Genomic DNA, 13,070 nt, shown 5'->3' with positions numbered 1-13,070 from the left:
TGATGACACAAGCATTTATCTGCGATGCAATTCGCACTCCTTTTGGCCGCTACGGCGGAGCGCTCTCGACGGTTCGTCCAGACGACCTGGGTGCCACGGTTTTGCGGTCGCTCATGGAGCGGAACCAAAAAGTGGATTGGGCATCTGTCTCCGACATCATTTTTGGGTGTGCCAATCAAGCTGGTGAAGACAACCGCAACGTCGCCCGAATGAGTAGCCTCCTGGCGGGACTTCCCATGGGGGTGCCTGGCTCGACCGTGAATCGGCTGTGCGGGTCAGGTCTGGATGCCGTTGGAACAGCGGCACGCGCAATCAAGTCCGGTGAGGCTCAGCTGATGATTGCCGGAGGTGTTGAAAGCATGAGCCGTGCTCCCTTCGTTATGCCCAAGGCAGAAAGCGCGTTTTCTCGCGCTAACTTGATTCAGGACACGACAATTGGCTGGAGATTTGTCAATCGCTTGATGAAAGAACGCTTCGGTGTCGACTCAATGCCTGAGACTGCAGAAAACGTGGCGACCGACTATGGCATCGGACGCGAGGCTCAAGACCGCATGGCCCTTTCGAGTCAACTCAAGGCAGTGGCTGCGCAAAGTGAAGGCCACCTTGCACGTGAAATTTGTCCCGTGCTGATACCGCAGAAGAAAGGCGACCCAGTTTCAGTGTCGAAGGATGAGCATCCGCGGGAAACCAGTCTAGAGGCACTCGCGAAACTTAAAGGGGTTGTAAGACCCGAAGGAACGGTCACTGCGGGGAATTCCAGTGGCGTCAATGACGGCGCCTGCGCACTGATTCTTGCGAACGAGCAAAGCGCGTCGCTTAACGGGCTTACACCGAAAGCGAGAGTTGTAGGGATGGCCACGGCAGGCGTTCCACCGCGCATCATGGGTATTGGACCTGCTCCAGCTACTCAGAAGCTTCTGGCACAAACAGGCCTGTCACTTGAACAGATGGATGTAATCGAGCTCAATGAGGCTTTCGCAGCACAGGGCATTGCCGTTTTGCGCCTTCTTGGCTTGAATGATGACGACCCGCGAGTAAACGCATGGGGCGGCGCGATTGCGCTCGGCCATCCCCTGGGAGCAAGCGGCGCCCGACTCGCAACGACCGCAGTCAACCGACTGCATGCAACAGGAGGTAGGTACGCGTTGTGCACGATGTGTATTGGTGTAGGGCAAGGCGTCGCGCTCGTCCTCGAACGGGTCTGACTTCTACTCCACCTAACGGAAGTTCAACCCATGGATTCAGGCCTCGTGTCGGTTTTCCTGACAGCGATTCTTCCGGTTCTCACCACATTCGTCATCGGCTTCATAGCGGGACACCTGGGACACTTTTCTGTCGTAAACGCGACGGCCATCAATCGAATGGTGGCGTACTACACGCTGCCACTCGGTTTGTTCTCCGGGATGATGGCCACACCGAAGATCGTTTTGCTTGCTATGGGGCAACAATCGGTGCTTCTGGCTGCGGCGCTGGTGCTGTCTTGGGTGATTCCATTTCTCCTTCTTCGGTTTGTCATGAGAAGAGGGCTTGCAGACAGCACATTGCTGGCTCTGGTTGTCGGCACACCGAGTGTCCTGTTCATCGGTCTCCCAGTGCTTGAGCCCTTAGTGGGGTCGCCATCCACGCTCCTTGTGGTGGTGACAGGTCTTGTTCAAAACTTCGTCTTAATACCGGGTTGCTTGTACCTGTTGGCCGTGTCCAGCCACCAAGCCTCACCTGGCAGCGCTTGGTATGTCCAGGCACTGGGGGTCGCGAAGCAGCCCATGGTCTTGGCGCCATTCGTTGCCTTTCTCATGGTCCTTGGCAGCATTCAGCTTCCCGACTACTTACTCCAAAGCTGCAAACTCCTTGGCAATGCCACTGGTGGACTGGCCCTGTTTTCGGCCGGTTTCGTCCTGCAAACCTATCGACTGACGTTCAACGCAACCAGCCTACTTCCCGTAGCGATTCACAACGTACTGATTCCTGGGATAGCGTTTGTCGTTCTGAAAGGGATGGAGATGTCCACAGAGGTCATTCGCCAAGTGGTCCTGACTCTTGCTATCCCAATCGGGTCCATCACGCTCATCATCGCGATGCAATACAAGCGCCATGAACGAGAAGTGGCATCCGCTGTTGCATTGAGTACCGCGTTCTCTTTGCTCACGATGGGAGCTCTCTTGGCCTTAACCCATTGAGCAACCTGCCCAGACTTGAAAATTGAGTTGGGCTAGGCAAATGCTCAGTTTTGCTGAACGGACGGAATGCGCGGATCTCATTAAGGCTATGCTTATATGGGCGCCTCCCGGATTGCAAGAACTCGTTTGTGTGAAGATTCAGGAGGCAGGGCTGCAGTCTTATATCCGGCCTGTTGTGCAGGCTGATATACCTGCTGGCCCTGATGGTTTTCGCTGACGGAGTTCCCATCTGAACATCGAGCTGGATGCTCTTATGCCTTATCGGAGTGTCCCCGTCCCGGTCCGACCTATCTGTTCCATCACACGCGTGGTCGCTTGCTCTCCTTCAAACAGGTTGTTTCGTCAGTTTCATCATCAATGAGCAGCCTGCCAGGCCTCGGGTCGCCACGCTTGTCCGCGTGCCAGCACCGCCCAAATCGTCCTCGCCAGCTTGTTCGCTACCGCAGCGACTGCCACGCTAAACGGGCGGCGCTGCAACAACGCTGTCAGCCATGCCCATTCCGGGCTGAGCTTGGATCTGATCACGACAGCCCGGGCACCGTGCATCAGCAGCGTTCGCAGGTAAGCATCCCCACGCTTGCTGATGCCGAGCTGCCTCACCCGTCCACCTGTGCCGGTCTGGCGCGGCACCAAACCGACCCATGCAGCAAACTCACGAACATCTTTGAATGCTGTCGGCGCACCCATGCTGGCGACGATGGCAGTCGCCGTTAGAAGGCCAACACCGGGGATTTCGGCTACAGCCTTGCAAGCCGGCATCTCCCGCATCTGCTGCGAGAGCCTTCGTTCTATGAGACTAATGTCGACCTGCAATTGCTGAACACGCCTGAGCTGCTCGTCCAAGCTGTCCATGAGCATCGCTGGCAGCCGCATCTTCGCCTCGCACATGGCGTCGGGCAAGGCCTTGAGCAGCGCGGCGTGACCTTCCGGCAGTACGATGCCGAACTCATAGAGAAGGCCCCGAAGCTCGTTGGTCTGCATGATGCGGGTCTTCATGAGTTGCGCACGCAGCCGATGCAGTGACAGTACAACCTGCTGGGCTTCGCTCTTGACGGGAACGAACCGCATGCCCGGCTGCTGGCATGCGGTCCAGATCGCCTGGGCGTCCGCTGCGTCAGTCTTATTGCGCTGCACGAACGGCCGCACCTTCCTGGGTGAAATGAGTCGTACCTCGTGGCCCAATCCAATCAAAGCCCGACCCCAGTCATGTGCGCCGCCACAAGCCTCCATGACGACAAGCACAGCGGTGCGATTGGCAAACCATTCGAGCAGTTTGGCGCGCTTTAACTGCAAGCGCTCAATGCAGCCGGTGTCCATCTCGACCCAGTGCAGCTGAAACACCTTCTTGGCAATGTCGATGGCAATGACAGTACGTTCCATGATGGTCTCCGTCTAGATTTTGACGATGGGACCTCGACTCTGGCGCTACCAAGCGCGCAGTGCAAGCGAAGGCAGTAGGAGGGAGGCGCCCATACCATCTGAATAAGTTCTGATGTGGCGTGGTGCTTGCATGTGGGGTTCACAGAGCTTCCTGATTCGGTCTTTCTCAGGAAGTCACGGCAAAGACCCCTGCAATCTCAACCGCAGCATTTCCCGGCAACTGCGCGACACACACTGCCGAGCGCGCATGACGACCCGCTGCACCGAACACCTCGGCTATCAGGTCCGACGCTGCGTCGGCCACCTGGCTCGGCTGGTCGAACTGCGGCGTGGAATGCACGTACACCGTAAGCTCGACCACTCCGTCAACGACGTCGAGCGAGCCCAGCACGTCGCGCGCAACGGCGATCAGGCGCGTAGCGCAGATGCGTGCGGCACGGCGCGCGTCCTCGAGACTGACGGTCTCGCCCACTTTGCCCGTGACCGCAATGGCGGAACCGACGCGCGGGGTCTGGCCGCTGATGAAGAGCAGATCGCCGCGACGGACGCCGGGCACGTAGTTTGCAGCCGGGGCCACGCGGTCGGGCAGTTCGATGCCTAACGTCCGCAGACGCCGGTCGATGTCAGATGGCATGTGTCGATTTTCGATTTGTAGTGTGTCAGCGGACTGCGTGGCAAGCGCCAATCAGCGCAGTGACGAGACGGTCGGCGTCAACGGAGGTATTGAAGACGTGGGGGCTAATGCGCACGCTGCCGTGACGCTGGGTGAAGTACACGCTTTGCTCTCGGCAGGCCGCCACCACGCCCTCTGGCACACCGCGCACGCCGAGGATGTGAGGGCTACGCTGCGCCACTGGCACACAGTCGAAGCCGGCATCGATGAGCCGGTCGGCGATCTGGCCGGTCAGGTGCGCCAGGTGCGTGCGCAGCTCGTTGCGCGACCAGGCCGCACCCAGCGTGAGTGCGGACAGTGCGGTGGGAACGCCCACGAAGGAGTCACGCTCGCCCATGTCGAACCGGGCCGCACCGATTGCATAGTCACCGTCGGAAGCGCGGTTGAATATATTTTGCTCCAGAGGGCGTCCCTGTTGCCATCGCGGCGCCACGTAGAGGAACGCCATGCTGTAGGGACCTAACAACCACTTGTACATGGGGAAGACGACGAAGTCTGGATCAAGACTTTGGACGTCGGAATCTAGCACGCCAACAGATTGCGTCAGGTCCAGCACGATGCTCGCGCCGCGCTCGCGCAACGCCGCCGACGCCATCTGCAGATCGACGCGACTGCCGTCGATCCAGAAGGTATCGCATAGCGAGGCTATGGCGATGGGCCTTTGGTCGCCGTTACAAAGGTGCTCCTCAATAGCCCGCGTCCAGTTGCCATCGACCGGCCGTGTCACGGTATCGAGCTGCGCGCCGCAGGCCTGCGCGTGAGTCTGCCAAGTCAGCATCTGCGAAGTGTGATCGCCCTCCAGCACGAGGATGCGTTCGCCAGCCCGTACGGGCAGGTTGGCACGTGCTGTCGCAAGGCCATAGCTCACGGCGCAGGTGATGGCCATGTCGTGCGCCTGCGCATTCACAAGGGCTGCGGCGCGCGAACGCAGCTCTCCGACAAGTGCGTGCGCGGCCTCACGATCACGAAGCCAAGGCTGACTTTTGCTGGACACGGCGTGCAACGAGGTCTGCTCGACAGTACGCGGCATCGGTGCGACCGAGGCGTTGTCCATGTATACAACGCCGTCGTCAAGCGAAAACTCTTCGGGACAAGGCAGGCGCATAGTCAGATTTAGCTCACGCGCCGACCGTGGCGCATCCAGTCTTGGATGACATCGCGCGAGACCGACACCACATGTTGTACGGTCTCGCCTACCTCCGATGCAGCGCGATAAGCCACGCCGACCTCCATCGGCTCCAGCGGCGGATCGCTGGCGTAGCTCACGAAATCAGCCGCATGTGCGTAGCTCGACAACACCGTAGTTGGCACGACGGTGACCCAGTCGCCGTTTCGCGCAAGATTGAGCCGGTCAACCGGGCCGCTACAGATGTCCACGCGGCGCGGCTTAACGTTGGCGGCACGAAACCAGCCAACCACCGCCCGATGGATGGGCGATCCTTCGGCGTCGGTCGAGACCGGAAAGCGCGCCAGGCTCTTCGGGGTCACGGGATTGGTAAGGCCCGTGCACAGGCGGCTAGCGGCCCATTCAAGCTGCACCTCGTAGAGACGGCTATAGCCGATAGCGGCATCGTCTACGCGTCCCAGGACGAAGGCAGCGTCGAGCTTGCCGCCACGGAGCAGGTCGGTCAACCGCTCGCTAATTTCTACCACTAACTCGACTTCGACGCCTGGAAGTTTCTCGTACACCGCGTGTAGCAGGGCGGGTAGCCAGCTCGACGCAGTGCCGTGGTTGGCACCCAGGCGAACCGTGCCGTAGATAGGGCTAGCCGAGTTGGCGTGATGCTCCATGCGACCGGCCAGTTCGATCATGGATTCGGCCAGCCGCAGGATCTCGCGCCCCTGGGGCGTGATGCGCACGGGGCGCATGTCGCGCAGCAGCAGGCTGATGCCTAGGTGTTCTTCCAGTTCCCGCAATCGAGCCGAGGCCGCGGGCTGCGAGGTGCCAAGCTGCCGAGCGGCCTGACGCACGCTGCCCAAGCGGCAGGTCCAGACCAGAGTTTCAAGTTGGCGTAGGTTCATGCTCACACGCGGTATTTTGCGGCATGCGACGGGGCATACCTTGCATGATCGAATTTTTGGATCATTGGCCTATCTGGTTTCTGAGCGGAGCTTTGCTGCTTGACCGGCGTAGTGGACAGTTGCACTGTCTTGTCTTCCTTTCGTATTCCAATGAGCTACAGAATCGGCGTGGACATCGGTGGCACCTTCACTGACCTAGCACTGGTCGACGACGAATCAGGTCGCGTCTTCACTCACAAACTCCTGACGACGCCTGACGCACCAGAGCGCGCCGTGATCGACGGTGTGGCTGCCATCCTCCAGTTGGCCGGCGGCACCATCGACCAAGTCGGCACGCTTGTGCACGGCACCACCCTGGTGACCAATGCTCTGATTGAGCGTCGGGGTTGCAAGGTTGCAATGCTGGTGACCCGGGGCTTTCGCGACACTCTCGACATGGGACGCGAGACGCGCTACGACCTCTACGACCTGCGACTGCGCTTTGCGCCACCGCTGATCGAGCGCAGTGCACGGATTGAAGTCGACGAACGCATCGACTACCAAGGTCGCGTCGTGCGGCCGCTGAACGCCGAGTCGATCGTCGCGCCGTTGGCCGAACTCGTCGCACGCGAGCGTCCCGAAGCGATCGCGATCTGTCTGCTGCACTCATATGTAGATGCGACGCACGAACGGCAGCTGGCCGAGATCGTGCGGCGCGAGCACCCTGGCCTGCAGTTGTCGCTCTCAGGCGAGGGCTACCCGGTAATCCGCGAGTACGAGCGCTGGACCACTACTGCGCTCAATGCCTACGTACAGCCGCTGGTTGACCGCTATCTTACGCGGCTGGAACAGGGCCTGAATGGGTGTGGCTTCGGCGGCAGGTTATTTATCATGGCGTCCAATGGCGGCACGCTAACGCCGGACATCGCGCGTCGCTTTCCCTCGCGCCTGCTGGAGTCGGGCCCGGCGGCGGGCATCCTCATGTCGGCCGCCATAGGCCGCGCGTTGCAGCGCCCCGACGTGCTTGCCTACGACATGGGCGGTACCACGGCCAAAGGTGCGCTCATTAGCGACGGCCAGCCCATGAAACGCTACGAGCTCGAGGTGGCACACGTCCATCACTTCCGCTCCGGCAGTGGCCTCACCATGAACCTGCCCGTGCTCGACATGATCGAGATCGGCGCCGGCGGCGGCAGTCTGGCAGGTGTCGACGAGCGCGGTATGTTACGCGTGGGACCCACGAGCGCGGGTGCCGTGCCCGGGCCGGTGTGCTACGGCCGTGGCGGTACCAAACCCGCGCTTACGGACGCCAATCTCGTGCTCGGCTACCTCGACAGCGCGTCCTTCCTAGGAGGACGCATGTCGGTCGATGCCGATGCAGCGCGTCAGGCCATCGCGACCGGCGTAGCTATTAAGCTCGATACTGACGCGACGCGCGCCGCCTGGGGCATCCACGAAGTAGTGAATGAGAACGTAGCCGGCGCCTTCCGCGTACATGCCTCCGAGCGCGGCGTCGATGTGCGCCAATGCACCATGGTGGCCTTCGGCGGCTGTGGTCCATTGCACGCGGTGCGTGTGGCGCGCAAGCTCAAGGTACCGACTGTGGTACTGCCGCCTGCGGCCGGCGTCATGTCTGCTCTGGGTCTGCTCATCAGCCCTCTTTCGTTCGAGGTCGGAACGACGCGCGTGCTGCTATGGGATGAGGTCACGGTCGAGGTGTGGACCCAGGTGTTTGGCCTACTGCGCAATCAGGCAGGCAAGGTGCTGGGCGAGGCGGGGCTGTCAATGGACGACATGGTCCTGCGCGGCCGGCTCGAACTGCGCTACGCAGGCCAGGGCTATGAGATGGGCGTAGATGTCGATTTGTCGCAACCCGCGGAATGGGCACGCGATGCAGTGGCACATCAGTTCGAGGAGGCCTATGTTGCCGTATTCGGCCTTGCACTCGAAGGCCAGCAGCTCGAGGTGGTGCAGTGGCGACTGGAAGCCGTTTCGCACCAGCCGGCGGCCGCCAAACGAGCTTGCTTTTCCTCGTACGAGATTCTGGGCGATGCCGACCGAGGCAGCCGGCCGGCGTTCGATCCCGAAGTCGGTGACTTCGTCGAACACCGGGTGATCGACCGCTACAGGCTAGCGCCGGGCGCCGAGTTCAGCGGCCCGGCCCTAGTCGAAGAAATGGAATCGACCACCGTGATCGGCACCGGCGTGCGCGGGCGTGTGGATGAGCAACGCAACCTTATCCTGGAACTTCAATGATCACAGCTACCATCGATACCATCGCCCTGGGAATCTATTGGGACCGCCTCATCTCTATCGCCGACGAGATGATGCAGGCGTTGATCCGCACGGCGTTCTCCAGCACCGTGCGCGAGACGCATGACTGCTCGACCACCTTGTTCGACGCGCAGGGCCGCGCGATCGCCCAGGCCACCAGTGCCATTCCCTCGTTCACTGGCACGGCGCCGATGACGCTGGCCCACATGCTGGCGCGCTACCCTGCGTCGACGCTCAAGCCCGGCGACATATTACTCACTAACGACCCCTGGATGGGCACGGGGCACATGTTCGACGTAAGCGTGATGCGGCCGATCTTCATGCAGGGTCGCCTCGTCGGCTACTGCATGAGCGTGTCCCACCTTCCCGACGTGGGTGGTGCTGGCTGGTCGCCCGAGACCACCGAGATGTACCAGGAAGGTCTGCGCCTGCCCGTCAGCCGCTTCTTCGAGGCCGGCGTGCGCAACGAGTGGCTGGTCGACCTGATTGCCGGCAACGTACGGGTGTCCGACCAAGTACTGGGCGACCTGATGGCAAATGCATCGTGTACGGCAGTGGCTGAGCGCATGTTCGTCGAATTTCTACAGGAATACGGAATCAACGACCTGACGCTGGTCGCCGACGCCATTCTCGCCTCGAGCGAGGCATCGATGAAAGCCAGCATCGCGCAAATGCCGCGCGGCACTTGGCGCAACAGCCTGACCATCGAAGGCAAAGTTGGCCCGATCAACCTAGCATGTGCAGTAACGCTGGATGGGCAACGCATCACCGTCGACTACGAGGGCAGTGACCCGGCCGGGCCTTGGGGTATGAACGTGCCCATGTGCTATACGCGCGCCATGACCGGCTACGCGATCAAGTGCCTAACGCTACCCAGCGTCCCGAACAACGACGGCGTGATGGTTGTCATCGACGTGCGCGCGCCGGTCAACTCCATTCTCAACGCGCAGCCACCGGCTGCTACGGCCGTACGCCATTCGGTAGGCCATGCACTGTATCCGCTACTGATGGGTGCGATGGCTGAGCCCTTACCTGACCGCGTCCATGCGCAGTCGGGCGGCGGCAACATGCTCAACGTGCGCGGCCAGTTCAAGGGACGCAAACACGCGCAGGTGTTCTTCTGTTCGGGCGGATACGGTGCACTTTCGGGTTTCGACGGCCACGCCACAACGCCAGCACCCTCCAACCCGCGCGGTATGCCGGTGGAAGTGTGGGAGGCGCAGACCGGCCTGTTCATTGAATCGAAGGCATTGCTTCCGGACTCTGGGGGTGCCGGGGCCGCGCGCGGCGGCCTTGGGCAGAAGCTGCGTATGCGCAACGACAGCGGTGCGCCAGTCTCGATCTCGTGCTTCTCGGGCCGCACAGACTTCGGCGCCGAGGGCTTTGCCGGTGGAGCAGCGGGCAAGCTCCGACGCTACTGGATCAACGAGCAGCCTGTACCGTCTAAGAAGGCTTACCAGCTACAGCACGGCGACGTGCTCATGACTGAAGAGGCGGGCGGTGGCGGCTTTGGCCTGCCCACCGAGCGTCCCGATGCGCTGCTAGTCGACGACCTGCGCGCAGGCTACGTCACACCAAAGGGACTGGTCGACGACTGGTGCCTTGCCGCCGATCGTGTGGCGGAGCTCTTGATGCAGGCCGGTCTGCCCACCTGAGCGCATCCCCGACAGCCGATAACCAAATTACCACTACCCTTAACGATGAAGGATTTCACGTGAAGATCAGTTTCCCTCGATCGATGGCCCGCTTGCTAATCCCGCTGCTGCTGGCCGCAGGACTGGTGGGTCCCGCGCATGCCCAGGCGCCGGCTTTCCCAAACAAGCCGGTCAAGCTCATCGTGCCCTTCCTCGCTGGTGGCGCGCCCGATATGCTCGCCCGCATGGTAGGCGAGCGCCTGTCGGCTCGTTGGGGCCAGCCCGTGGTGATAGACAACAAGCCCGGCGCCAGCGGTGCTCTGGGCGCACAGGCGCTCAAGGCCTCGCCGGCCGACGGATATTCATTCCTGATGGCGGTCTCCAGCCTTGTTCAGCTGCCCCACCTGATCCCGAACATACCCTACGACGTAAAGAAGGACTTTGCTGCGGTGTCGCACCTGGGAGGCACTCACTTGGCGCTGCTGGTCAACAGCAACCTGCCAGTCAACACACTGCAGGAATTTATCGCCTACACCAAGGCGCGGCCGGGCAAACTTAACTATGCCTCATTCGGTGCCGGATCGCTGAGCCACATCTTCGGTGAAGTCTTCAACGATGCCGCTGGCGTGCAACTGCAGCACGTAGCCTACAAGGGAGACTCGCCAGCCCTCGTCGACCTAATGGAAGGGCGCGTGGAGTCGGCCTTTTTATCAGTGTTTCTGGTTCGACAGCACTTGGCCTCGGGTAAACTCAAAATGCTGGCCGTTACCGGCCCCACGCGCTCACCGCTTGCGCCTACAGTGCCGACTATGGACGAGCAAGGTATTAGGGGCTTGGGGCTGCAGGGGTGGTTCGGGCTGTTCGCACCCGCGGGAACGCCTGTCACAATTCAGGAAAAAGTCGCAGTAGATTTGCGAGATATCCTGACACTCCCAGAGATTAAGGCGAAACTGCTTGAGTCGGGGATTGTGGCTGGAGGTGGAACTGCCGCGGCATTCGCACACACCGTAAGCACTGACTACGATATGTACGGCGAAATCATTCGGAAGTACAGAATTTCGTTGAACTAGGTCGTGTTAACACTAATGGACAGGCGGCGAATCCGAGCCAATACTCGCTTGCATGGAAATCACGCCTGAGCAGTTTGCACGCATTGAACATTGCCTTCCTACCCAGCGTGGCAATGTCAGCATGACCAATCTCCAGATAGTCAATGCGATGCTGTACGTGGCCGAACACGGCTGCAAATGGAGGGGACTGCCCAAGCGGTTTGGCAATTGGCACACCATCTACACACGCATGCGCCGCTGGGAGAAAGCCGGTGTGCTGGACAGGATGTTTCAGGAGTTGCAGCGCGAGCAGGTGGTGCGCATTCGCATTGAAGCCGTTTCACTGGACTCCACCAGCATCAAGGTGCATCCCGATGGAACGGGCGCGTTAAAAAAAACGGACCGCAGGCCATCGGCAAGTCCCGAGGTGGATGGAACACCAAGGTTCATATGGTTGCCGCGGATGCTCGAACGGCCGTGACTTTCGGTCGGTCTGTCTCCAGGGCAGGCTCATGATGCTCCTGAGGGCAGACGGTTGCTGCAGAGCCTGGGGCCGACGAATCGCCCCATTCATCTGCTCATGGACCGGGCATACGAAGGCAATGAGACACGCCAACTGGCTTTGGACTTGGGCTTCGTACCAGTGGTGCCGCCAACCAGGACGCGCCTTGACCCGTGGGAATACGACCGTGAGATGTACAAACGCCGCAACGAGGTCGAGCGGCTGTTTCGACGACTGAAGGGCTACCGCCGCATCTTCTCCAGATTCGAGAAGCTCGATGCCATGTTTCTCGGCTTCCTCAGCTTTGTGCTGGTCGCGGACGGACTTCGCGGTTTGTGTTAACAGGCCCTAGTCTTACTGTGTCATAAATTGATTCGTACTGAACATGTTTGGCAGCACCTATGGCAGGGTGCTTGCTGAACCAGGCTGTCTGCCAGTAGCAGGCGCAGCGTTCATATCGAGTCTGAGACGTGTCTTTGCGCCCGCAGGACTACCCCATGACGCATAGCCTTCGGGTAGGGTAGATTTTCGGAGAGGTGCGGCGTTTTTAACTCATCCCGTCGGTGTCGCCATTCAAATGTTGTGCCACCAGGAAACCATAGGTGGCAATGCTCAATGTCGCATGGTGGTGAATGCCTCTCAACCCCCGGCCTTCGGTATGCACAAGACCCAAGTCTTGCTTGAGATCCTGATAGTCACGCTCGATACGACAGCGCATGTGTGCCGCATTCACGTGGTCGTGCGTCGATGTGCTATCAGGTAACTTTGAGAGATAGTATTTTTCGGGCTCTGCTTGCGCCTTTAGCCACTGGATCTGCAGCCACTGCTCAGGTTGCAGCCGATAACGCCCAGAGTTACCGCCTGCGCAGCGGACTCGCACAGCATCGAGGCGGCTGCTCAGGGCTGCGTTGCTGCCCTGGCGCCAGGTGATCGACTGCCAAGCTCGTGCCGGCAGTGATGTCGCCAACTCCTTGACGCTCCCAGGTTCGTGCCCAGGCGCTCGTTGCAGTCTGGTCGGTGGCCGCCCATTGCCAACGTAGGTCTTGGGCGGCAACGGCTGAATGCCCGGAGGCCACACCACCGTGGCCGGTGTGATGCCAGCCACAGATTCAAGCCCCTTGGCTGCGATCGACTCCGTAGCCAGCGTAGGCCAGCACGCAATCCCGTGGCGCACCCTCTGCCAACAAGGTCTCCAGCAAAGCTGCGGCCATCTCCGCCTTGGTGGCGAATAGCACCTCCTCTGGAACACCGACCTTCTTCCTTCGTTCGCTGTCTTGTGCCCAGGCCTGCGGCAAATACAATTGCCACGTTAGAGGTAGGCTGACCTGTTCTCAGGCCAAGGAGGGGAGGTGCTCACCGCCACCTGGCAGTTGTCTTGTT

Annotated in this window: 10 protein-coding genes and 2 pseudogenes; 6 read left to right on the top strand and 6 right to left on the bottom strand. The window is 60.6% G+C overall.

The annotated features are described in order from the left end of the window. The first annotated feature begins 2 nt into the window (after positions 1 to 2). A complete protein-coding gene (gene pcaF / locus AAHB17_RS21645; protein ID WP_342133033.1) occupies positions 3 to 1,205 on the top strand; it encodes a 3-oxoadipyl-CoA thiolase in 1,203 nt (400 codons plus the stop codon). A 30-nt stretch (positions 1,206 to 1,235) separates the two neighbouring features. After that, positions 1,236 to 2,177, top strand: a complete 942-nt coding sequence (locus AAHB17_RS21640) for an AEC family transporter (protein WP_342133032.1) — start codon at positions 1,236 to 1,238, stop codon at positions 2,175 to 2,177. 354 nt (positions 2,178 to 2,531) lie between these two features. Here AAHB17_RS21640 and AAHB17_RS21635 read toward each other — a convergent pair whose 3' ends face one another. From AAHB17_RS21635 to AAHB17_RS21620, 4 genes are all read right to left on the bottom strand, one after another. Beyond that, on the bottom strand, positions 2,532 to 3,557 hold the full coding sequence (locus tag AAHB17_RS21635; protein ID WP_342133031.1) for an IS110 family transposase: 1,026 nt from the start codon (positions 3,555 to 3,557) through the stop codon (positions 2,532 to 2,534). A gap of 166 nt (positions 3,558 to 3,723) precedes the next feature. Then, positions 3,724 to 4,191: a RidA family protein gene (locus tag AAHB17_RS21630; RefSeq protein WP_342133030.1), complete on the bottom strand. Its 468-nt coding sequence runs from the start codon at positions 4,189 to 4,191 to the stop codon at positions 3,724 to 3,726. 25 nt (positions 4,192 to 4,216) lie between these two features. Beyond that, the gene (locus tag AAHB17_RS21625) at positions 4,217 to 5,284 is read right to left on the bottom strand and encodes an aminotransferase class V-fold PLP-dependent enzyme (protein WP_342133029.1); all 1,068 of its coding nucleotides are present in this window, start codon (positions 5,282 to 5,284) and stop codon (positions 4,217 to 4,219) included. 59 nt (positions 5,285 to 5,343) lie between these two features. Then, on the bottom strand, positions 5,344 to 6,252 hold the full coding sequence (locus tag AAHB17_RS21620) for a LysR family transcriptional regulator (protein WP_342133027.1): 909 nt from the start codon (positions 6,250 to 6,252) through the stop codon (positions 5,344 to 5,346). 150 nt (positions 6,253 to 6,402) lie between these two features. Between AAHB17_RS21620 and AAHB17_RS21615 the strand changes: the two genes are divergently transcribed. The 4 genes and pseudogenes from AAHB17_RS21615 to AAHB17_RS21600 all read left to right on the top strand — a co-directional run bounded on the left by AAHB17_RS21615 (position 6,403) and on the right by AAHB17_RS21600 (position 12,032). After that, positions 6,403 to 8,487, top strand: a complete 2,085-nt coding sequence (locus AAHB17_RS21615) for a hydantoinase/oxoprolinase family protein (RefSeq protein ID WP_342133026.1) — start codon at positions 6,403 to 6,405, stop codon at positions 8,485 to 8,487. Next, positions 8,484 to 10,160, top strand: coding sequence for a hydantoinase B/oxoprolinase family protein (locus AAHB17_RS21610; protein ID WP_342133025.1), 1,677 nt, complete (start codon positions 8,484 to 8,486; stop codon positions 10,158 to 10,160). Before AAHB17_RS21615 ends, AAHB17_RS21610 begins: the two co-directional genes overlap by 4 nt. Before the next feature lie 59 nt (positions 10,161 to 10,219). After that, positions 10,220 to 11,209 carry a Bug family tripartite tricarboxylate transporter substrate binding protein gene (locus tag AAHB17_RS21605; protein WP_342133024.1) on the top strand — a complete coding sequence of 330 codons (990 nt, stop codon included), beginning with the start codon at positions 10,220 to 10,222 and terminating at the stop codon, positions 11,207 to 11,209. A gap of 52 nt (positions 11,210 to 11,261) precedes the next feature. Beyond that, positions 11,262 to 12,032 (top strand): annotated as a pseudogene (locus tag AAHB17_RS21600) (IS5 family transposase). Between the two features lie 205 nt (positions 12,033 to 12,237). Here the strand turns inward: AAHB17_RS21600 and AAHB17_RS21595 are convergent. Beyond that, the gene (locus AAHB17_RS21595) at positions 12,238 to 12,864 is read right to left on the bottom strand and encodes a transposase (RefSeq protein WP_446719639.1); all 627 of its coding nucleotides are present in this window, start codon (positions 12,862 to 12,864) and stop codon (positions 12,238 to 12,240) included. Continuing rightward, positions 12,800 to 13,006 (bottom strand): annotated as a pseudogene (locus AAHB17_RS24795) (transposase); the annotation flags it as partial. The pseudogene AAHB17_RS24795 and the gene AAHB17_RS21595, both read right to left, overlap by 65 nt. Positions 13,007 to 13,070: the final 64 nt, after the last annotated feature.

The sequence above is a fragment of the Hydrogenophaga sp. OTU3427 genome (assembly GCF_038440225.1).
In the GTDB taxonomy this organism is placed as follows: domain Bacteria; phylum Pseudomonadota; class Gammaproteobacteria; order Burkholderiales; family Burkholderiaceae_C; genus Hydrogenophaga.
Note: the sequence above shows the minus strand (reverse complement) of the source record. Positions and strands in the feature narration are given on the sequence as shown.